This is a genomic window from Pantoea rwandensis, from assembly GCF_000759475.1.
GTDB classification, from domain to species: domain Bacteria; phylum Pseudomonadota; class Gammaproteobacteria; order Enterobacterales; family Enterobacteriaceae; genus Pantoea; species Pantoea rwandensis_B.
In genome coordinates, this window is the sequence record NZ_CP009454.1 from 1,472,623 (window position 1) to 1,495,088 (window position 22,466).

The window sequence follows — 22,466 nt, forward strand, 5'->3', positions numbered from 1 at the left end:
AAATGCGTGACGGGTGACGCTGCGCTTAACTTGCTGAACGCAGTGACGAAAATCCTTCGGAACGCAGGTTTAGACCTTAGCGCCTTTGACAGAGTAACGTTGTCCGCAGTGAATGCTCAAGTGGAACCGCGCATCCGTGCTGCGGCCTGCGAGGCGTCTCGCAATCTGTTACTGGCGTACCAGGCGGGAAAACCCAGGAGAGAAGGGAACGTTGCTGCGCCACGGATTAATATCCAGTCCACCGCGGCGCGTATAACGTGCATAAACGGTCAGGGATTCTGGTTGGCAAAAGCGCTGAATGTCGTTGAAAATGCGCTCAACGCACTGTTCATGGAACTCATTGTGCTGACGGAATGAGATCAGGTAACGCAGCAGGGCTTCACGATCGATACGTGGGCCTTTGTAGCGAATCATTACGGAACCCCAATCAGGCTGATGGGTGATCAAACAGTTGGATTTCAGCAAATGGCTCACCAGCGTTTCTTCCACCACTTCACTGCCCGCGGCCTGCGCTAAATAATCGGCGTTAAAAGCATAGTCGTGAATCTCGATATCCTGCTCGTCGATGACATCGCCATTGAAATGGCCGATTGGCTGGCCTTCCACTTCGCCCAGACGGAACAGTGCCACGCTGACTTCGCCATTGGCGCAGGCGCGCAGATCGCGCTCGAGTGTCTGGCGCACCTCGCCCCAGTCCGCGAAACGCGTCTGGTTAAAGCTGTTAAGATAGAGCTTAAAGCTCTTGGACTCGATCAGGTTTTCGCTTTCAGCGCGCAGCACCACTTCGCCCACCGCCACCTGCGGCACGCCCTTGCTGTTGAGCCAGGAGAGTTCGTACAGCGTCCAGATATCTGCGCCCTGGAACGGCAGATTATCCGGGTAGAGCCCCAGCGGTTCGCGATTCAGGCTGCGCGGCACCGATTGCAGCAGCGTGTTATCGTAACGATCAACATAAGCCGTGGGCTTACCTAACGTCAGGCCGCTTAACGCCTGATCGCGGTTTTCAGAAGACATATCGGTTACCACTAAATTCCATCAAAGTGGCTAAGTGTAACCGATCACAAGCGAGAAGAAGAATGATGCAACAAACCGCAGACGCCCTGCGTGAGTTTACCGCCCATTATGTGCAACATTGGCAGCAGCAGGCTGGACATCTGCCGGCAAGCACGGATCTACTGGGGGTGCCATCCCCCTGTATTGTCAGCACACTGGATGATCGTGTGTTGTGGCAACCACAACCGTTCACCTTGCCAGCCACGCTGGAAGCGGTTGAGCGTGCACTGGATATCCAGTTGCAATCGGAAATCAGTGCTTTTTACACGTCGCAGTTTGCCGGGGATATGACCGCAACCTTTCAGCAGCAGCAGATTACCTTGTTACAGGTGTGGAGCGAATCAGACTTTACCCGCTTGCAGGAGAATCTGATTGGACATCTGATCATGAAGCGCCGCTTAAAACAGAGTCCAACATTATTCATTGCGACGACTGAATCGGAGCAGGATGTGATTGCTCTGTGTAACCTTTCCGGTGAAGTGATTCTGGAACAGCCTGGTAGTAAAAAGCGTCAGGTACTGGCTGCGAGCATTAAGATATTTCTTAATGATTTACAACCGGTTAGTGCCTGAGTGACAGACTTCGCTGGCGAGGCTTGTAAGAGATCTCTCACATTAGGTGTGAGAGATCGCTAGATCATTTTGCAGCCATCCGGAAAACAAGGATGTAAAAATATTGTGAATCATAAGCTTATGGCATCACTCCTAAAATTAGTAGTGTGAGAAATCTATTAACGCGTCTTACTAACTTGTTATTACGATGGTTTCTGACAGAATAGTCACCACTGGCAGGATGCTGGGGATGAAGAGACGTTCAGGAGAATGTCAGCCAGGAGGCGGGAACGTAACGGAGTTTACGGCACATGGAAGGCTTCTGGATGAAGCAGGACACTCAGGATTGAGTCAGGGACACCTCCAGGACGGAGAATGAGAGCCACGCGGATTGTGGTGGGCCAGGATGCTAAGGATAACTGTCACGATGACAGGCAATGGAAAGCAGAGGACGAGTTGTCATGGATGAGCAGGGAGCACAGCGGTGGCGGGAATGCTGCGAACGAAACCGGGAGCACTGTAATCACAGTGCTCCCTTTTTTTATGCCTTTTTTGCACGTTGAACGACTAATGGTATGCTTGCCGCCCAATTTTTCTCTGGAGGTGGCGTATGTCGTCGCACATGATTATTCAACAGCTGCAGCAGATCGAAGCGGTGATGCGCGAACACGGCCACTGGCAGACGCAATCCCCTGAGCCGGCAGCCTTCGCCAGTACCGAGCCTTTTTGCCTCAATACCATGGAGCCGCTGGAGTGGCTGCAGTGGGTACTCATCCCACGTTTCCATGCGTTAATCGAAGCCGGTGCGCCGCTTCCGCAAAATTTCTCTGTAACGCCTTACTATGAAGTGGCGTTACCTGCCACCACACCCGGCCATGCGGTCCTGTTGCTGACATTAGGCCAGTTCGATGCGCTTTTTCAGGACCCGACCTCTTAATGCTGGAAATCCTTTATCAAGATGAATGGCTGGTCGCCGTCAACAAACCGTCCGGCTGGCTGGTGCATCGTAGTTGGCTCGATCGCGACGAAAAAGTGGTGGTGATGCAAACGGTACGCGATCAAATTGGTCAGCACGTATTTACCGTGCATCGCCTCGATCGCCCCACCTCTGGCGTGCTGTTAATGGCGCTCTCCAGCGAAGTGGCGCATTTACTGTCACAGCAGTTCGAGCAGCATAAAATGCAGAAGACCTACCACGCGGTGGTGCGAGGTTGGCTGGATGGCAGCGCGACACTCGACTACCCGTTGGTTGAAGAGCTGGATAAGATTGCCGATAAGTTCGCGACTCAGGAACGTACCGCGCAGCCTGCCGTCACTGATTATCGCTCACTGGCGCAAGTAGAAATGCCGGTGGCGATCAGCCGTTACGACAGCGCGCGTTATACCCTGGTGGAGATGTCGCCGCATACCGGCCGTAAACATCAGCTTCGCCGCCATATGGTGCATCTGCGCCACCCGATTATTGGTGATAGCGCCCATGGTGATTTGCGGCAGAATCGGGGTGCAGCAGAGCACTTTGGTATGAATCGATTGATGCTGCATGCCAGTGCGCTGAGCCTGACGCATCCGGTCACCCGAGAACCTCTGGTGATCCGCGCCGGGCTCGATCGCGTCTGGCAAGGCATGCTGCAACAGTTTGGCTGGCAGCATCAGATCCCTGAGGTTCCCAGGGTTGAGTTTGCCGACGAGGCAGTCCAGGATAAGCCAACAGAATAAAGGAGCGGCAAGATGGCAAAGATTGGCATTTTTACAGGTACGGTTTACGGCAATGCATTGCTGGTGGCGGAAGAAGCGCAGCCGGTACTGGAAGAGCAGGGCCACGAAGTTAAAGTTTTTGAGGATGCCTCACTGGCGGATTGGCAGGCTTACAGCCAGGAGGTCATTCTGATTGTCACCTCCACCACTGGACAGGGCGACTTCCCGGACAATATTGCCCGCTTGTATGTGCAGGTACGCGATGAAGTGGGGTATCAGCCAGCGTTGCGCTACGGCGTGATTGCGCTGGGTGACAGCAGCTATGAAAACTTCTGCGGCGCGGGCAAAACTTTTGATGCCACCTTGCAGGAACAAAGCGCCAAACGCATCGGTGATGTGTTGCTGGTGGATGCCACTGAAGATCCAGAACCTGAGTCAGTGACCACGCCGTGGGTCGAGAGCTGGGGTAAACTGCTGTAATTCTGCCTTCGCTTTGGTTCTTGCAAGCGACCATAGGCAATCTAAAGAGCCTGAAAATGAGGTGATGATTTTTCAGGCCCCTCAGAGTGTTCCCCTCTCCGATGTTGGAAGAGGGGCAGATGACCCTCAGGTCACCGGTGCCGGATTAAACACCGCCAGCTGATTGCGAATGCCCCAGCGATCGGACCAGGTTTGTTTGCGACCACTGGCGATATCCAGAATCAACTCAAACAACCGCCAGCCCACCTGCTCAATACTCTCCTCGCCGGTAGCAATAGTGCCCGCATTGATATCCATCAGATCGTGCCAGCGCTCAGCCAGGGCATTGCGCGTCGCCATTTTAATCACCGGAATCGCAGCCAAACCGTAGGGTGTGCCGCGTCCAGTAGTAAACACCTGCAAGGTAATACCTGACGCCATCTGCTGGGTGCCGCAGACAAAATCACTGGCTGGTGTCGCCGCGTAGATTAAACCGCGTTGAGTCGGGCGCTGTCCGGGTGACAGCACTTCTACAATCGGACTGCGTCCTGATTTGGCAATCGATCCCAGCGCTTTCTCCACCACGTTCGCCAGGCCGCCTTTCTTATTACCCGGCGAGGGATTGGCGCTGCGGTCGGTTTGGCCCTGGCTGAGATAATCGTCATACCACGCCATCTCTTCCAGCAGACGTTTACCCACATTTTCATCGACCACGCGCGGCGTCAGCAGATGTATTGCATCACGCACCTCGGTGACCTCAGAAAACATCACGGTGGCACCGCAGCGCACCAGCAAATCCGAGGCAAAACCGACTGCCGGATTGGCCGTCACGCCGGAAAACGCATCGCTGCCGCCGCACTGCGTGCCAATCACCAGTTCTGATGCCGGGCAGATTTCGCGCTGGCGCTGATTAAGCTTCTTCAAATGGCGTTCGGCGACCTGCAGAATTTCATCGACCATCGCGCCGAAACCGACATGCCGTTCATCCTGCAAACGCACAATGTCATGATCATCCAGCGAGATGGCCTGCACATCCGGCGTGCCGGTCAGCAGACGCTCCGGCTGTAATTTCTCGCAGCCGAGACTGACAATCATCACTTCCCCCCCAAAATTGGGGTTCAGCGCGAGGTTATGGATAGTGCGGATCGGCACCACCGCAGCGGGCGCATTAATCGCTACACCACAGCCATAAAGATGATTGAGTGCCACTACGCCATCCACGTTGGGATAGCGTGGCAGCAGATCGCGCTCGATCATTTGCACCACGTAATCCACTACGCCAGCCACACAGTGCACGCTGGTGGTGATACCGAGCAGATTGCGCGTTCCGACGCTGCCATCGGCGTTGCGATAACCCTCAAAGGTGTAACCTTCGAGCGGTGGCAGAGCGGGGGGCACATTGTTCGCCAGTGGCAAACTGTTGAGCGGAGGCGCTTCGGGTAGCGCCACCAGAGATTCTTCAATCCAGCTCCCTTGCGCAATCGGGCGCAAGGCGGTGCCAATCACTTCGCCGTAGCGCAGGATGACGCCGTTTTCAGGAATATCCACCAGCGCCACTTTATGTCCCTGCGGGACATGTTCCGTCAGCTGCAGGCCATCTTCAAAGCGGGTGCCAGCCGGCAATCCCTGATTGTTGACCACGATCGCCACGTTGTCGGCATCGTGTACTTTTATATAAAGCGGTTTCTCTGTTAGCGGTCGGTTCATTGCTCACCTTCCAGTGCGTCGCGCTGTGCATGGCAGCGCGTTGTAAATGCTTCTATCACGTCATCATTTTTTGCCAGCCTCAGTATATGCAGGGGTATTGGCCAGCGCATTGTGCAACTGACTGGCTTTTGGTGGTTTTAATCGCGGAGTTTGGTTCGTTTATCCAAATACAAGTGAACGGACTCACAAAGCGCAGTTTAGCTGGCTGCTTCTTAATCAATTCATGGGTGAAAAATCAGGTTCCGTGAGCTACGCCGCAGGGATATGTGCAATTGCCATAAAAACAGCATGAATCAATGCTCATCATCATGCTTTCTTCCAATGCCTCGTGGTGGGGCTGTTCCTATACTGATTCTCGTTCTTCAACGTTTGGTTATTCGTCACGACGCATCATCGTTTTGCCATAACAACAATCGCCGTGTTTAACCCGACATCATTCTGATACCCAACGCGATGTGTATGCAGTCAGAGTGGATGTAGCGTTCGCTATATTTCAGGAGTGCATCATGAATAGTTTCAGCCAGACAGCGGAAGCGGTGCAAAAACGCACCAACGCCCGTTACTGGATTGTGGTGATGTTATTTATCGTCACTTCATTCAACTACGGTGACCGTGCGACCATTTCGATTGCCGGTTCCGCGATGTCTAAAGATATCGGCCTCGATTCGGTCGGTCTGGGATATATCTTCTCCGCCTTCTCATGGGCGTATGTCATCGGTCAGATTCCTGGCGGCTGGCTGCTCGACCGCTTTGGATCTAAACGCGTTTACTTTTGGAGTATTTTCCTCTGGTCGCTGTTTACTCTGCTGCAGGGGTTCGTAGACCTGTTCAGTGGTTTCGGCATCGTGATCTCACTGTTCCTGCTGCGCTTTCTGGTTGGCCTGGCGGAGGCACCTTCCTTCCCGGGTAACAGCCGCATTGTGGCAGCCTGGTTCCCGGCACAAGAGCGCGGTACCGCCGTCGCAATTTTCAACTCGGCACAGTATTTCGCTACGGTGATTTTCGCCCCGATCATGGGCTGGCTGGTGGCGGAAGTGGGCTGGGCGCACGTGTTCTGGTTTATGGGCGGTCTGGGCATCATCCTCAGCTTCGTCTGGCTGAAGTTCATGCACGATCCGAACAACCATCCGGGCGTGAATAAGGCTGAGCTGGAGTATATGGAACAGGGCGGCGCGCTGATCAATATGGATGCCAAAAAAGCCGACCGCAAAGTGAGCTGGGATGAGAAGTGGTATCAAATCAAACAGCTGCTCTCGACTCGCATGATGTGGGGTATCTATCTCGGACAATATTGCGTTAACGCACTGACCTACTTCTTCATTACCTGGTTCCCGGTGTATCTGGTACAAGCGCGCGGCATGTCGATTCTGAAAGCAGGCATGATCGCCTCGATTCCCGCTATCTGTGGCTTCCTCGGTGGTGTGTTAGGTGGCGTGATTTCCGATTACCTGATGCGCAAAACCGGTTCGCTGAATATTGCGCGTAAGACGCCAATTGTGGTCGGCATGCTGCTCTCCATCAGCATGGTGATGTGTAACTACACCGAAACCGAATGGGTGGTGGTGCTGTTTATGGCATTGGCGTTCTTCGGCAAGGGCATCGGTGCGCTGGGCTGGGCGGTGATGGCAGATACCGCACCGAAAGAGATCAGTGGATTGAGCGGTGGCTTGTTCAACATGTTCGGCAACTTCTCCGGCATCGTCACGCCCATTGCTATCGGCTACATCATCGCCGCTTCCGGTTCTTTCGAAGGTGCGCTGATTTATGTCGGCATCCACGCCTTTGTTGCTGCGTTTAGCTTCCTGTTCATTACGGGTGATATCAAACGTATTGAACTGAAACACCGAGCATAAGGACGAACTATGAATACGCAAAGTAGCCCGGTGATCACCGATATGCAGGTGATTCCGGTTGCCGGTTACGACAGCATGTTGCTGAACATTGGTGGAGCGCACAGCGCCTGCTTCACCCGCAACATCGTGGTATTGACCGACAGTGATGGTCATACCGGCGTCGGTGAAGCGCCGGGTGGCGAAACCATTTACCAAACCCTGGTAGAGGCGATTCCACAGGTCAAAGGCCAGCAGGTGGCGCGCATGAACCGCCTGGTGCAGCAGGTGCACAAAGGCAATCAGTCGGCGGATTTCGATACCTTCGGCAAAGGGGCCTGGACCTTCGAACTGCGCGTCAACGCGGTGGCGGCGCTGGAAGCCGCACTGCTGGATTTACTGGGCCAATGTCTGGGCGTGCCGGTGGCAGAACTGCTCGGGCCGGGACAGCAGCGCGATGAGGTCACGGTACTCGGTTATCTGTTCTATCTCGGCGATCGTCGCAAAACCGATTTACCGTACCTGACCGGCGAAGGTGCCAGCCATGACTGGTATCACCTGCGCCATCAGGAAGCCTTAACGCCGGAAGCGGTGGTGCGTTTAGCCGAAGCGGCGCAGGACAAATATGGATTCAAAGATTTCAAACTGAAGGGCGGCGTATTGCCGGGTGAGCAGGAGATTGAATCCGCGGCCGCACTGAAAAAACGCTTCCCGGATGCACGCATCACTGTCGATCCCAATGGTGCCTGGACGCTGGATGAAGCGATTGGCTTGTGCAAAGGCATGGGTGATGTGCTGACCTACGCCGAAGATCCGTGCGGTGCCGAACAGGGTTATTCCGGCCGTGAAGTGATGGCGGAGTTCCGACGCGCCACTGGATTGCCGGTCGCCACCAATATGATCGCCACCAACTGGCGCGAGATGAATCACGCGGTGATGCTCAATTCGGTGGATATCCCGCTGGCCGATCCGCACTTCTGGACGCTGAGCGGTGCGGTGCGCGTGGCGCAACTGTGCGACGACTGGGGCTTAACCTGGGGTTGCCACTCCAACAACCACTTCGACATTTCGCTGGCGATGTTTACCCACGTTGGCGCTGCCGCACCGGGCAAACCGACAGCTATCGATACCCACTGGATTTGGCAGGAAGGCGATCAGCGCCTCACTAAAGAGCCGCTGCAAATCCGCAACGGCAAAATCGCGGTGCCGGATAAGCCCGGCCTCGGCGTTGAGCTGGATTGGGATCGTCTGCATCAGGCCAATGCCCTCTATAAATCACTGCCAGCGGGCGCACGTAATGACGCCACCGCGATGCAGTATCTGGTTCCCGGTTGGTCATTCGACCGCAAGCGCCCGGCCTTCGGTCGCCGTCATGCATAAGGAGCAGGAAATGAGTCAGACCCCGAAAATTACATCGTTGCAAGTCATTCCGGTGGCCGGTCACGACAGCATGTTGCTCAATCTGAGCGGCGCACACTCGCCGTTCTTCACCCGCAACATCGTCATCATCAAAGATAACTCAGGCCATGCCGGCGTCGGGGAGATTCCGGGCGGCGAAAAGATTCGTCAGACGCTGGAAGATGCTGCGGCGCTGGTGGTGCAAAAAACCGTAGGCGAGTACAAGAACATCCTCAATCTGGTACGCAGCACCTTTGCGGATCGCGATTCGAGTGGCCGTGGTAACCAGACGTTTGACCTGCGTACCACCATCCATGTGGTGACCGGCATTGAAGCGGCGTTGCTGGATCTGCTGGGTCAGCATCTGGGCGTCAACGTTGCGTCACTGCTGGGAGATGGGCAGCAACGCGATCGCGTGGAGATGCTGGGTTACCTGTTCTACGTCGGCGATCGTAAGAAAACCTCGCTGCCTTATCAGAGCCAGGAAGATGAGAAATGCGACTGGTATCGTCTGCGTCATGAAGAGGCATTGACGCCAGATACCGTAGTGCGTCTTGCCGAAGCCGCCTATGAAAAATATGGCTTCAACGATTTCAAACTCAAAGGCGGCGTGCTGCGCGGTGGCGAAGAAGCCGAAGCCGTCACTGCTCTGGCGAAACGCTTCCCGCAGGCGCGTGTGACGCTCGACCCTAACGGTGCCTGGTCGCTGAATGAGGCGATTCTGCTCGGTAAACAACTTAAAGGCGTGCTGGCGTATGCGGAGGATCCGTGTGGCGCTGAGCAGGGCTATTCCGGGCGTGAAGTGATGGCGGAATTCCGTCGCGCGACTGGCTTGCCAACGGCCACCAACATGATTGCCACCGACTGGCGTCAAATGGGCCACACGCTGTCGCTGCAATCGGTGGATATCCCGCTGGCCGACCCGCATTTCTGGACCATGCAAGGTTCGGTGCGCGTGGCGCAGATGTGCCACGACTTCGGCCTGACCTGGGGTTCGCACTCCAACAACCATTTCGATATTTCGCTGGCGATGTTCACCCACGTAGCCGCTGCTGCGCCAGGCGCCATTACCGCCATCGATACCCACTGGATTTGGCAGGAGGGCAACCAGCGCCTGACCAAAGAGCCGTTCCAAATCAAAGGCGGCATGGTACAGGTGCCGCAGAAACCCGGTCTCGGCGTCGAGCTGGATATGGATCAGGTGATGCAGGCCAACGCGCTGTATCAGAAACACGGTTTGGGCGCGCGTGATGATGCGCAAGCGATGCAGTACCTCGTGCCGAACTGGACTTTCGATAACAAGCGTCCGTGCCTGGTGCGCTAATGTTTCCGGCGCTCCGTGCGGGCGCCTGTTGTAACCGACTGGAGTAATCACAATGAGCAATGCCTGGCCGAACACTTTTCGTCGCCGTTTACTGGCAGGGGAAACCCTGATTGGTAGCTGGTGCGCGCTTGCTAGCCCGATTTCCACCGAAGTTCTGGGCCTGGCGGGCTTTGACTGGCTGGTGCTGGATGGCGAGCACGCGCCAAACGACATCACCACCTTTATCCCGCAGTTGATGGCGCTGAAGGGCAGCCACAGTGCGCCGGTAGTGCGTCCGCCGTGCAATGAGCCGATTATCATCAAACGCCTGCTGGATATTGGTTTCTATAACTTCCTGGTGCCGTTTGTGGAGACCGAAGAAGAGGCGATTCGCGCCGTAGCGTCAACGCGCTATCCGCCAGCGGGCATTCGCGGCGTGTCGGTTTCGCATCGCAGCAACATGTACGGCACGCTGCCGGATTACAACGCCACCATCAATGACAACATCACCGTGTTGGTGCAAATCGAAACTCAGCAGGCCGTGGATAACATCGACGCGATCGCTGCCGTTGACGGCGTGGATGGCATTTTTGTCGGCCCGGGTGACTTGTCTGCCGCACTCGGCTATCTCGGCCAGCCTGCGCATCCTGAAGTGTTGAAAGTGATTAAACACATTTTTGAACGTGCCAAAGCAGCAGGTAAACCCAGCGGCATTCTGGCGCCGGTGGAAGCTGACGCACGTCGTTATCTGGAATGGGGTGCCACCTTCGTTGCTGTGGGCAGCGATCTGGGTGTTTTCCGCAACGCCACGCAGGCGCTGTGCGACAAATTTAAGAAATAACTGACGAAGGGGAAAGGCAATGAAAATTGGATTTATCGGCCTCGGTATTATGGGCAAACCGATGAGTAAAAACCTGGTGAAAGCCGGTTATTCGCTGGTGGTGCGTGACCACAACGTTAGCAACGAAGCTGAACTGGTGGAACTGGGCGCCACCGTGGCGAAAACGCCAAAAGAGGTCGCCGAACAGGTTGATGTGGTGATCACCATGGTGCCGAACTCACCGCAGGTGAAAGAGGTTTGCCTCGGCGCCAACGGGATTATCGAAGGCGCGAAGCCTGGCCTGATTGTGATCGACATGAGTTCGATTGCGCCACTGGCCAGCCGTGAAGTGCACGATGCGCTGGCAGAAAAAGGCATCAAGATGCTGGATGCGCCGGTCAGTGGTGGCGAGCCGAAAGCGATTGAGGGCACGCTGTCCGTGATGGTCGGTGGCGATAAAGCGGTATTCGACCAATGCTACGACATCATGAAAGCCATGGCGGGTTCCGTGGTGCACACCGGTGATATCGGTGCAGGCAACGTGACCAAGCTGGCGAACCAGGTGATTGTGGCGCTGAACATCGCGGCGATGTCCGAAGCGCTGTCGCTGGCAACCAAAGCCGGTGTAAACCCAGAACTGGTCTATCAGGCGATTCGTGGTGGGCTGGCAGGCAGCACGGTACTTGATGCCAAAGCGCCAATGGTGCTGGATCGTAACTTCAAGCCGGGCTTCCGCATCGATCTGCACATCAAGGATTTGGCGAATGCGCTGGACACTTCACACGGCATTGGCGCGCATCTGCCGCTGACGGCTGCGGTGATGGAAATGATGCAGGCACTGAAAGTCGACGGTAAGGGCACTTCTGACCATAGTGCGCTGGCTTGCTATTATGAAAAATTAGCTCAGGTCGAGATCACCCGGTAGTTTGCCTGTCCGGTGTCTGCGGATGCCGGACTGCTCACTGCTTTAGCAGGACGGAATTCCGTCACCCATCGCGCTCGGATTGCCTATGAAAATTGTCATCGCACCGGATTCATATAAAGAGAGTTTGTCTGCCCTGGAAGTGGCTGCGGCGATTGAAGCGGGATTTAGCGAGATTTTTCCCGACGCCGAATACGTGAAAATACCGGTCGCCGACGGTGGTGAAGGCACGGTAGAAGCCATGGTGGCGGCGACGCAAGGAAGTATTGTCAGATTAACCGTGACCGGACCGCTCGGCGCGCCGGTTGAGGCTTTTTACGGATTATCCGGTGATGAACGCAGCGCATTTATCGAAATGGCGGCAGCCAGCGGTCTGGAACTGGTGCCGGCCGCGCAGCGTGACCCGCTGATCACCAACTCTTATGGCACCGGCGAGCTGATCAAAAATGCGCTCGATCGCGGTGTTGACCACATCATTATTGGCATTGGCGGCAGCGCCACTAACGATGGGGGATCCGGCATGATGCAGGCGCTGGGCGCTCGCTTGCTGGATCAGCAGGGCAATGAGATTGCCTTTGGTGGCGGCGCACTGCCGCAGCTGGCGCGGATTGAAATCGATCAGCTGGATCAACGTATTCAGCAGTGCCGCATAGAAGTGGCCTGCGATGTCACTAATCCTTTGACCGGTGAAGAGGGTGCCTCGGCGATCTTTGGTCCACAAAAAGGAGCCACGCCGGAACTGGTGCAGCAACTGGATAACGCGCTGGCGCATTACGCTGAGATTATCCATCGCGATTTAGACATCAATGTGCTGCACATTGCGGGCGGCGGTGCGGCGGGGGGCATGGGCGCGGCACTGCATGCGTTTTGCCAGGCCGAGCTGCGTCGCGGTATTGAGATCGTCACGGAAGCCCTTGGGTTAGCGGATCAGGTGCAAGATGCCGATCTGGTGATTACCGGCGAAGGGCGCATTGATAGCCAGACGATTAACGGCAAAGTGCCGATTGGTGTGGCGAAGGTGGCGAAGCAGTTTAACAAGCCGGTAATTGGCATTGCGGGCAGTTTAACCGCAGATGTTGGCGTGGTGCACCAGCACGGGCTGGATGCGGTTTTCAGTGTGCTGTTCAGCATTGGCTCGCTGGAGGATGCATTAGCCAATGCGGCGCAAAATGTGCGACTGACCGCGCGCAATGTGGCGGCAACGATCAAGGTGGGGCAGGCCTTATAGATGCGGCTGATCGCGCGCAATGTCGTGGCAGTGAACAATGTGGGGCTGGCCTTACAGGCGCGCCCCTCTCATCCTAACCCTCTCCCGTTATCGGGTGAGGGGGACTGTTGGTTGCGATGATGGAGGCGACGAGTCATTCTTTAACCTGGCTCGATTAACTCTCTTTTGTGAGTGGCAGAGGGCATGAAACGTTCCCTTATCCCACGCCCAACACTTTCCTGGCCTCACGCGCCACGTTCGCCATCTCATCACTCAATTCCAACAATTCCGGCTCCAGCGCTTCGATATCACTCTCCTGATGCAGACTCTTCTCCAGCTGCTGACACAGCTGTTTCAGTCTGGGCACGCCGCTGTAGCTGGCGCTGCCGTGCAGTTTGTGGATGATCTCGCGCAGGCCATTAACATCATTACTGGCCATGGAACTCTCCACGCGCGCCTCCACTTCCGGCAGGAAATCCAGCAGCATCTGCAGCAGATCGCGCGCCAGATCTGGTTTATTGGCGGCCTGACGCAGTGCCAGCGCCCAGTCGAGCGACGGCGCAACATCTGGCAGCGGTGTGGGTGCCGCCGTGGGGTTCGGGGCATAACGCTGCAGCAGCTGGCTCAGTTTGCCTTCGTCAATCGGCTTCGCCAGATAATCATTCATCCCGGCACCAATCAGCTGCTGGCGCTCGCCATCCAGTGCATGTGCAGTGACCGCGACAATCGGGGTATTCGCATGTAGCGGCAGGCTGCGAATGATTTCACTGGCGCGAATGCCGTCAATATCCGGCATCTGGATATCCATTAAAATCACATCCAGCTTGTGTAACCGCGCCTGGCGGATGGCCTGTTCCGCGTTGTCGCACAGAATGATGTGCTGAACCTGCTCCTCCAGCAGCGCACCAATTAATTTCAGATTGGCAGGATTGTCATCCACCGCCATCACCGTCAGCGGCTGGCGGGTACTGTGCGGTAAGGCATCGTTGTGCAAACTGTGTAAATCCAGCAGCATCGGCAACAAGCGCGTCAGTGAGACGGGTTTGGCGATGCAGCCGGCGATGCCACGTGCGCGCAAATCGTCGGCGAACAGCATCATCTCGCTGGGCAGCGCCAGCAGTACCGAATCGGCATGCGCGCGCAGCCGCTGAATTAACGCATCCGGCAGCGTGGCGGGGTGAGGATCGTTCACCGGCAATCCCATCAACAACAGCGGGAAGCGGGTATCCGGCAGCGCTTCCAGTGAAGTGAAATGCTGAACCTGCAGCGGCGTGATGCTGAGCATCTCCTGTACCGCTTTCGCCACCGCGGCATGGGGTTCGATATAGGCTAACGGGATGGCGCGCAGATCTTCCAGCATGCGCGGGATGGGCGGCGCGTTGGGATTGAGATCGAGATGAACGTGCACCCAGAAAGTGGATCCCTGGTTCTGACGGCTGTGGAATGCAATCTCTCCGCCCATCTCCGACACCAGTTTTTGCGTGATCACCAGACCCAAACCGGTGCCGCCGTGGCGGCGGGAAATACTCGCATCGGCCTGACGGAACGCCTGGAACAGCTGTGACTGTTGCTGCTCAGAAATGCCAATGCCGGTGTCGTGTACCTGAATTTCCAGTTCAACGCGCGTGGTGCTCAGGCTACGCAGCTCAACACGCAAATCGATGTGCCCCTGCTCAGTAAACTTAATGGCATTACCAATCAGGTTAATCATGATCTGCTGTAAACGCAGCGGGTCGCCAATCACATTATCCGGCACCTGTTTTTCCAGACAAACGGTGATCTCCAGCCCTTTGTCATGTGCTGAAGGTGCCAGCAGCACCAGGGTTTCATCCAGCGTGGCGCGGAGCGGGAAGGGGATCGATTCCAGCACCAGCTTGCCGGCTTCGAGTTTCGAGAAATCCAGCACATCGTTGATGATGCTCAGCAGGTTATTGGCCGAGCGCTCAATAGTGCTCATATAATCGCGCTGGTTGGTGCTCAGTCCGGTTTTCAGCATCTGACGGGTAAAGCCAATCACTCCGTTGAGCGGTGTTCGTAATTCATGCGACATATTGGCGAGGAATTCGGATTTGATACGCGCCGCTTCCTGCGCGCGCTTCTTCGCTAAATCCAGCTCGACGTTTTGAATCTCCAGCTGTTCCAGGGTTTCACGCAGATCGTAGGTGGCCTGATCGATATTCTGCTGCATCTCTTCGTGATAGGCAGTGAGCGACATCGCCATGGCATTGATGCCGTTTTTCAGAATGCTCAGTTCGCCCAGCATGTAGCCATCAACGCGGCTGTCGAGTTGGCCGCGACGGATGCGGTCCACGGTGGAAACCATGTTCCGAATCGGCCCGGTGACGTCGCGCATCAGACGATAGGCAAACAGCATGGCGATGCACAAACAAAACAGTAAGAGCAAAGTGGCCACAAACACCTCTTTGTACTGCTCCAGCCGCACCGATTGCAGATCGAGTTCAATGGCCACATACCCCAACGGATTCCCCGCGGGTTTGGCATCTTCACCGGGCAGTTCGTCTACGGAATAGCGTTCGGAGATAATCGGGGTTCGCAGCACCATCAAATTGCCGTGGCGCTCCACCGATACACCATCTTCCAGCGTCGAGATGTCTTCTTTTTGCAATAACGCGAGGTTTTGGTTGTTGTTCGAGGTGACGTAGATGTGATTGTTGTTGTCGAAAATGGTAATGGCACGGACAATATCGGAATGACGACGATGCAGCAGGCTGACCAGCTCGCGAATCGCATCACGATTGTGCCAGGTCATGCCGTATTCGCTGGAGACAGCCAGCGGTTCAATAATGTTCGATCCGGCATCGCGCACCTGATGTTGTAATTCGTTATAACGATGCACCACGAAGAAGGTACTGAGCAGCAGACCAATCATTAACGTTGGCGCCAGTATCAAAATCATCATTCGCGCCCGCAGGCTATATTTGGTCATAATTGTGGCCTGGCAACTCCTGGCATTGATATCCCTGTGCACAATCCGCTTGCGATGGCACACCCCATTAATTTAGAGAATTCACAACACTATGGCGCAATTTTACTCCGCAAAACAGCGTGTGGCGACAAAGCAGCGTATTACCGTCACTATCGAAGACCTTGACCCCTTTGGACAAGGTGTTGCGCGCCATAATGGCAAAGCGATGTTTGTCAGCGGCGCACTGCCGGGTGAACAGGCCGAAGTCATGGTCGTGGAAGATAAACGTCAGTTCTCGCGGGCCAAAGCCAAAAAGATTACTCAGCCGAGCGCACAGCGGGAAAAACCGCGCTGCGTGCACTTTGGTGTCTGCGGTGGCTGCCAGCAACAGCATGCCGCGATCGCGTTACAGGAGGAGAGTAAAGCACGTGCGCTGAGCCGAATGCTGAGTCGGGATGCGCCTTTGCCGGTGCAGGTAAATGAGATCATCCGTGGCAACACCTGGGGCTACCGCCGCCGCGCTCGCCTGGGACTGCAATGGCAGCCTAAACAGCAACGTTTGCTGATGGGTTTCCGCCAGGCAGCAACCAATGATTTAGTGGCGCTAAGCCAATGCCCCATTTTGGTGCCCGAGCTTGAGGCGTTACTCCAGCCATTGCACCACTGCCTCAGCACCCTGCAGGCCGCACGGCGACTGGGCCATGTCGAGTTAGTGCTGGCGGACAATGGCCCGGTGATGGTGCTGCGTCATCTTGATGCATTGTCCGCGGGCGATCGTGCAAAACTGGAACGCTTTTCGCATGAGCATCAGCTGATGCTCTATCTGGCCGACGGCGGCGACACTTTGCAGCCGCTGGGGGATTATGCACCGTTCTACCAATCGTTTGATTTGAAACTGACTTTCAGCCCGCAGGATTTCATTCAGGTGAATGATGGCGTGAATCAGCAGATGGTGGCAAAAGCCATTGAATGGCTCGATTTACAGCCCGAAGATCGGGTGCTGGATCTGTTTTGCGGTATGGGTAATTTCACTTTGCCTGTAGGAAAGTTCGTACAAAATGCTGTGGGTGTGGAGGGTGTTGCAGCTTTAGTCCATCAGGCAGCGTATAATGCTGAGTTGAATAATCTTAAAAATGTCCGCTTTTTCCAGCACAACCTGGAAGAAGACGTTGCCCACCAGCCGTGGGCAGCGCAGGGATTTAACAAGGTGTTACTGGATCCAGCACGTGCTGGGGCCGCGGGTGTGATGTCGCATATCGTTAAACTTGCGCCACAACGCGTGGTCTATGTTTCCTGTAACCCAACAACACTTGCGCGCGACAGTCAGGCATTACTGTCGGCGGGCTACCATTTGGAAAGGGTCGCGATGCTGGATATGTTCCCTCATACCAGTCATCTCGAGTCCATGGTGCTGTTTAGCAAAGCATAAACGGCGTTTTCGTCGTTATGGCAGGAGAGGATATGGTTGCGGTTAGAAGTGCGCATTTGAATACGGAAGGGGAATTTGCCCTCGACCAGTGGATCGCCAGTTTAAATATCAATAATCCGCAATCCTGTCAGCGATTGGCGGATACCTGGCGCTACTGTGAAACCGAAACGCACAACCATCCAGATCAGGCTCTGCTGCTGTGGCGCGGTATTGAGATGGTGGAAATACTCACCATGCTCAGTATGGACAACGATAGCCTGCGTGCGGCCTTACTGTTCCCGCTGGCCAACGCGGATGTGGTCAGTGAAGAAGAGCTGGAAAAGTCGTTCGGCAAAGGCATTGTCTCGCTGGTACACGGCGTGCGCGATATGGACGCGATCCGCCAGCTGAAAGCCATCCACAATGATTCGATGGCCTCCGAGCAGGTGGATAACGTGCGCCGCATGCTGCTGGCGATGGTGGAAGATTTCCGCTGCGTGGTCATCAAGCTGGCCGAGCGTATCGCCCACCTGCGTGAAATGAAGGATGCACCTGAAGACGAACGTGTGCTCGCTGCCAAAGAGAGCACCAACATCTATGCGCCGTTAGCCAATCGTCTGGGTATCGGTCAGCTCAAATGGGAGCTGGAAGATTACTGCTTCCGCTATCTGCACCCCGATGAGTACAAACGCATCGCCAAACTGCTGCATGAGCGCCGTATTGACCGCGAAGGTTACATTGATAACTTCGTGAGTAACTTACGTGCAGAGATGCAGAAGGAGGGCGTGCGTGCTGAAGTCTATGGCCGCCCGAAACATATCTACAGCATCTGGCGCAAGATGCAGAAGAAGTCGCTGGCGTTTGATGAGCTGTTCGATGTGCGCGCGGTGCGCATCGTGGCGGAACGTTTGCAGGATTGCTATGGCGCCCTGGGCACCGTGCACACGCTGTATCGCCATCTTCCCAGCGAGTTCGACGACTACGTTGCCAATCCAAAACCCAACGGTTATCAATCCATTCACACGGTGGTGCTCGGTCCGCAGGGCAAGACGGTAGAGATCCAGATTCGTACTCGCCAGATGCATGAAGATGCGGAGTTGGGCGTGGCCGCGCACTGGAAGTACAAAGAAGGCCCGACTTCCAGCAACGCGCGCGGTGCGGCAGGGCACGAAGAACGCATTGCGTGGCTGCGTAAGCTGATTACCTGGCAGGAAGAGATGGCGGATTCCGGCGAGATGCTGGAAGAGGTGCGCAGCCAGGTCTTTGACGATCGGGTGTACGTGTTTACCCCGAAAGGCGATGTGGTCGATCTGCCATCCGGTTCAACACCGCTGGACTTCGCTTATCATATTCACAGTGATATCGGCCATCGCTGCATTGGTGCCAAGATCAGCGGCCGTATCGTGCCGTTCACCTATCAGTTGCAGATGGGCGATCAGATTGAGGTCATTACCCAGAAGCAGCCTAACCCGAGCCGCGACTGGCTGAACCCGAACCTCGGCTATATCACCACCAGCCGTGGCCGTTCGAAGATTCACGCCTGGTTCCGCAAACAGGATCGCGACAAGAACATTCTGGCCGGCCGCCAGATTCTTGAAAGCGAGTTGAGCCAGCTGGATATCAGTTTCCGCGATGCAGAAAAAATTCTGCTGCCGCGTTATAACGTCAGCTCGCAGGATGAGCTACTGGCGATGATTGGCGGCGGCGATATTCGCCTCAATCAGATGGTCAACTTCCTGCAGGCCAAGCTCAACAAGCCGAGTGCGGAAGAGGAAGATCGTGAAGCGCTGCGCCAGCTGACGCAAAAATCACATCAGCCTTCCTCTGCGCGCAGAGAGAGTGGGCGCGTGGTGGTGGAAGGTGTGGGCAATCTGCTGCACCACATTGCGCGCTGCTGCCAGCCGATTCCGGGTGACGATATTGTGGGCTTTATCACTCAGGGGCGCGGAATTTCCATTCACCGTGCCGACTGTGACCAGCTCAGCGAACTGATCTCCCATGCGCCTGAGCGTATTGTCGATGCGGTGTGGGGCGAAGATTACTCGAGCGGCTATTCGCTGGTGGTACGCGTCACCGCCAACGATCGCAGCGGGTTATTGCGCGATATCACCACCATTCTGGCGAATGAGAAGGTTAACGTGCTGGGTGTTTCCAGCCGCAGCGACACCAAAAAGCAGCTGGCAACCATTGATATGGATATCGAAATCTACAACCAGCAGGTGCTGGGTCGCGTGCTGGCGCGTCTTAACCAGGTGCCGGATATCATCGACGCACGCCGTCTGAACTGATGTGGCCAGGCCGCCATGAAAGGGCTGCCTGGCATTTACTGTACGCCCGAAATGGCACGTCTTCGTTGTTTTGGGTGCAGGGTATGGCCATCAATGACGTGTCGACCTGATTTCGGTGCGCCTCAGGGTCGCCATTTTGGCGACCTTTTCCATTTTTAACCCCTAAGGATTTCCCCATGACCGCCCTGAATCGTCTGCTCACCATCATGCAAACCTTGCGCGACCCGGAACGTGGCTGCCCGTGGGATCGTCAGCAGACCTTCGCCTCCATCGCCCCTTACACGCTGGAAGAGACCTACGAAGTGATCGACGCGATTCAGCGCGAGGACTTTGATGACCTGCGCGGTGAACTGGGCGACCTGCTGTTTCAGGTGGTGTTTTATGCGCAGATGGCCGATGAGCAGCACCGTTTCAATTTCGATGACATCTGCAACGCCATCAGCGACAAGCTGGAGCGCCGTCATCCGCATATTTTTGGTGATGTGCAGGCTGAAACCACACAGGAAGTGCTGAAAAACTGGGAAGCGATCAAACACAGCGAGCGCGCAGAGAAGTCACAGCATTCTGTGCTGGATGACATTCCAAAAGCCCTGCCTGCACTGATGCGTGCTCACAAAATCCAGAAGCGCTGTAGCACGGTGGGATTCGACTGGAACAACCTGGGGCCAGTGCTCGATAAAGTGCATGAAGAAATCGATGAAGTGATGCACGAAGCGCAGCAGGCGGTGGTCGACAATGACAAGCTGGAAGAGGAGATTGGCGATTTGCTGTTTGCCACCGTCAACCTTTCTCGTCATTTGGGCAGCAAGGCCGAAATCGCCTTACAAAAAGCCAATGATAAATTTGAGCGTCGCTTCCGTCAGGTTGAATCCATCATCAGCGGGCAGGGACTGGCGATGCAGGATGCGACCCTGGATCAAATGGAAGCCGCCTGGCAGCAGGTGAAATGCAGTGAGAACAAAGACTAAGCGGTTATTCTTTAAATCGTCGATTATTCCTGCATTGCGCATAAATTGTCCGCTTGAGCTTACTCGATTCAGCCAAGCGGCAACTTTGTGACGCACATCAACATTTCACCCTCGCCTATTCGCTATGTTATCGGCTGCAATGCGGGGGGGTGATGTGATTCATCAATTGTGGCTGAGGACGACTTCGGGTATACTATTTTCCCGTCTTGGTTATTCCACCGTCTTTAAACCTAAACTCTCAGGTTCAGCATGACAACGAATTATATTTTTGTGACCGGCGGGGTCGTATCCTCTCTGGGCAAAGGCATTGCCGCAGCCTCCCTCGCAGCCATCCTTGAAGCACGTGGTCTGAATGTGACCATCATGAAACTCGATCCGTACATTAACGTCGATCCGGGTACCATGAGCCCAACGCAGCACGGTGAAGTGTTTGTTACCGATGATGGGGCCGAAACCGATCTGGACTTGGGTCACTACGAGCGCTTCATCCGTACCAAAATGTCGCGCCGCAACAACTTTACGACCGGTCGTATCTACTCAGAAGTGCTGCGCAAAGAGCGTCGCGGTGACTATCTGGGTGCCACGATTCAGGTCATCCCACACATCACCAACGCCATCAAAGAACGCATTATTGAAGGCGGCGAAGGTCATGATGTCGTGCTGGTGGAAATCGGCGGTACCGTAGGCGATATCGAATCCCTGCCGTTCCTCGAAGCGATTCGCCAGATGGCCGTTGATGTGGGCCGTGAACACACCATGTATATGCACCTGACTTTGGTGCCGTATATGGCCGCTGCAGGCGAAGTGAAAACCAAGCCAACCCAGCATTCAGTGAAAGAGCTGCTGTCGATCGGTATCCAGCCTGATGTGCTGATCTGCCGTTCTGACCGTGCTGTGCCGGCCAACGAACGTGCGAAGATAGCCCTGTTCTGTAACGTGCCCGAGAAAGCGGTTATTTCCCTGAAAGATGTGGATTCCATCTACAAGATTCCTGGCCTGTTGAAATCACAGGGTCTGGATGACTATATCTGTAAGCGTTTCAATCTGAGCGCTCCGGAAGCGAACCTGGCCGAATGGGAACAGGTTATCTATGAAGAAGCCAATCCGGGCGGCGAAGTGACCATCGGTATGGTCGGCAAGTATGTCGAGCTGCCTGATGCTTACAAATCAGTGATTGAAGCACTGAAGCACGGTGGCCTGAAAAATCGTGTGACCGTGAACATTAAGTTGATCGACTCGCAGGATGTAGAATCACGCGGTGTCGAAATTCTGAAAGATCTGGATGCTATCCTGATCCCGGGTGGCTTCGGCTACCGTGGTGTGGAAGGCAAAATGCTCACTGCGCAATACGCGCGTGAGAACAACATCCCTTACCTCGGTATCTGCCTGGGTATGCAGGTTGCGCTGATGGAATTCGCACGCAACGTGGCCGGGATGGCAGACGCCAACTCAACGGAATTTGTGCCAGACTGTAAGTACCCAGTGGTCGCGCTGATCACTGAATGGCGTGATGAAGAAGGCAACGTTGAGCAACGTACTGAGCAGAGCGATCTGGGCGGCACCATGCGTCTGGGTAGCCAGCAGTGCCAGTTGACGCCGGAAAGTAAAGTGCGCCAGCTATACGGTTCTGACGTGATTACTGAACGTCACCGTCATCGTTATGAAGTGAACAATCTGCTGTTGAAGCCGATTGAAGCGGCGGGTCTGCATATTGCGGGCCGTTCCGGCGACGACCAGCTGGTGGAGATCATCGAACTCCCGAACCATCCGTGGTTTGTAGCTTGTCAGTTCCACCCGGAATTCACGTCGACCCCGCGTGATGGTCATCCGCTGTTCGCTGGCTTTGTTAAAGCCGCGCAGGAGCACCAGAAGCGGTTAGCGAAGTAAGAGTTTAACGAACAGCGCGCGAACTTTTCGCGCGTTGTTTGTCTT

17 protein-coding genes are annotated in these 22,466 nt (G+C 55.3%); 14 read left to right on the forward strand and 3 right to left on the reverse strand.

What is annotated here, in order from left to right; translation table 11 throughout:
- Window positions 1–168: 168 nt before the first annotated feature.
- On the reverse strand, window positions 169–1,014 hold the full coding sequence (queF, locus tag LH22_RS06690; RefSeq protein WP_038649907.1) for an NADPH-dependent 7-cyano-7-deazaguanine reductase QueF: 846 nt from the start codon (window positions 1,012–1,014) through the stop codon (window positions 169–171).
- A gap of 62 nt (window positions 1,015–1,076) precedes the next feature.
- Between queF and syd the strand changes: the two genes are divergently transcribed.
- The 4 genes from syd to LH22_RS06710 all read left to right on the forward strand — a co-directional run bounded on the left by syd (window position 1,077) and on the right by LH22_RS06710 (window position 3,779).
- Window positions 1,077–1,625 carry a SecY-interacting protein gene (syd, locus tag LH22_RS06695; RefSeq protein ID WP_038645120.1) on the forward strand — a complete coding sequence of 183 codons (549 nt, stop codon included), beginning with the start codon at window positions 1,077–1,079 and terminating at the stop codon, window positions 1,623–1,625.
- A 589-nt stretch (window positions 1,626–2,214) separates the two neighbouring features.
- Window positions 2,215–2,541, forward strand: coding sequence for a YqcC family protein (locus LH22_RS06700; RefSeq protein WP_038645122.1), 327 nt, complete (start codon window positions 2,215–2,217; stop codon window positions 2,539–2,541).
- Entirely contained in the window at window positions 2,541–3,320 is a 780-nt protein-coding gene (gene truC / locus LH22_RS06705; RefSeq protein WP_038645124.1) for a tRNA pseudouridine(65) synthase TruC, read from the forward strand. The genes LH22_RS06700 and truC overlap by 1 nt, the downstream gene beginning before the upstream one ends.
- Window positions 3,321–3,332: 12 nt before the next feature.
- Entirely contained in the window at window positions 3,333–3,779 is a 447-nt protein-coding gene (locus LH22_RS06710) for a flavodoxin (protein WP_038645126.1), read from the forward strand.
- 126 nt (window positions 3,780–3,905) lie between these two features.
- Here the strand turns inward: LH22_RS06710 and garD are convergent, their stop codons facing one another.
- A complete protein-coding gene (gene garD / locus LH22_RS06715) occupies window positions 3,906–5,465 on the reverse strand; it encodes a galactarate dehydratase (RefSeq protein ID WP_038645127.1) in 1,560 nt (519 codons plus the stop codon).
- A gap of 506 nt (window positions 5,466–5,971) precedes the next feature.
- Here garD and LH22_RS06720 point away from each other — a divergent pair.
- The 6 genes from LH22_RS06720 to LH22_RS06745 all read left to right on the forward strand — a co-directional run bounded on the left by LH22_RS06720 (window position 5,972) and on the right by LH22_RS06745 (window position 12,965).
- Entirely contained in the window at window positions 5,972–7,318 is a 1,347-nt protein-coding gene (locus LH22_RS06720) for an MFS transporter (protein ID WP_038645129.1), read from the forward strand.
- Between the two features lie 9 nt (window positions 7,319–7,327).
- Window positions 7,328–8,674 (forward strand): enolase C-terminal domain-like protein, encoded by a 1,347-nt coding sequence (locus tag LH22_RS06725; RefSeq protein WP_038645131.1) that lies wholly within the window; start codon window positions 7,328–7,330, stop codon window positions 8,672–8,674.
- A 10-nt stretch (window positions 8,675–8,684) separates the two neighbouring features.
- Window positions 8,685–10,016 (forward strand): glucarate dehydratase, encoded by a 1,332-nt coding sequence (gudD, locus tag LH22_RS06730; RefSeq protein WP_038645133.1) that lies wholly within the window; start codon window positions 8,685–8,687, stop codon window positions 10,014–10,016.
- A gap of 52 nt (window positions 10,017–10,068) precedes the next feature.
- Window positions 10,069–10,836: a 2-dehydro-3-deoxyglucarate aldolase gene (garL, locus tag LH22_RS06735; protein WP_038645135.1), complete on the forward strand. Its 768-nt coding sequence runs from the start codon at window positions 10,069–10,071 to the stop codon at window positions 10,834–10,836.
- A 19-nt stretch (window positions 10,837–10,855) separates the two neighbouring features.
- On the forward strand, window positions 10,856–11,740 hold the full coding sequence (gene garR / locus LH22_RS06740; RefSeq protein ID WP_034823058.1) for a 2-hydroxy-3-oxopropionate reductase: 885 nt from the start codon (window positions 10,856–10,858) through the stop codon (window positions 11,738–11,740).
- An 85-nt stretch (window positions 11,741–11,825) separates the two neighbouring features.
- On the forward strand, window positions 11,826–12,965 hold the full coding sequence (locus LH22_RS06745) for a glycerate kinase (RefSeq protein WP_038645137.1): 1,140 nt from the start codon (window positions 11,826–11,828) through the stop codon (window positions 12,963–12,965).
- A gap of 196 nt (window positions 12,966–13,161) precedes the next feature.
- On the opposite strand, the gene barA is transcribed toward LH22_RS06745, so the two are convergent.
- Window positions 13,162–15,891, reverse strand: a complete 2,730-nt coding sequence (barA, locus tag LH22_RS06750; RefSeq protein WP_038645139.1) for a two-component sensor histidine kinase BarA — start codon at window positions 15,889–15,891, stop codon at window positions 13,162–13,164.
- Window positions 15,892–15,982: 91 nt separating this feature from the next.
- On the opposite strand from barA, the gene rlmD reads away from it, so the two are divergent.
- The 4 genes from rlmD (at window position 15,983) to pyrG (ending at window position 22,421) form a co-directional block, all read left to right on the forward strand.
- Window positions 15,983–17,299, forward strand: a complete 1,317-nt coding sequence (gene rlmD, locus LH22_RS06755) for a 23S rRNA (uracil(1939)-C(5))-methyltransferase RlmD (protein ID WP_038645141.1) — start codon at window positions 15,983–15,985, stop codon at window positions 17,297–17,299.
- A 32-nt stretch (window positions 17,300–17,331) separates the two neighbouring features.
- Window positions 17,332–19,566, forward strand: coding sequence for a GTP diphosphokinase (gene relA / locus LH22_RS06760; protein ID WP_034823050.1), 2,235 nt, complete (start codon window positions 17,332–17,334; stop codon window positions 19,564–19,566).
- Between the two features lie 176 nt (window positions 19,567–19,742).
- Window positions 19,743–20,534, forward strand: a complete 792-nt coding sequence (mazG, locus tag LH22_RS06765) for a nucleoside triphosphate pyrophosphohydrolase (protein WP_038645144.1) — start codon at window positions 19,743–19,745, stop codon at window positions 20,532–20,534.
- Between the two features lie 249 nt (window positions 20,535–20,783).
- Window positions 20,784–22,421, forward strand: a complete 1,638-nt coding sequence (pyrG, locus tag LH22_RS06770; RefSeq protein WP_034823046.1) for a glutamine hydrolyzing CTP synthase — start codon at window positions 20,784–20,786, stop codon at window positions 22,419–22,421.
- The last annotated feature ends 45 nt before the right edge of the window (window positions 22,422–22,466 follow it).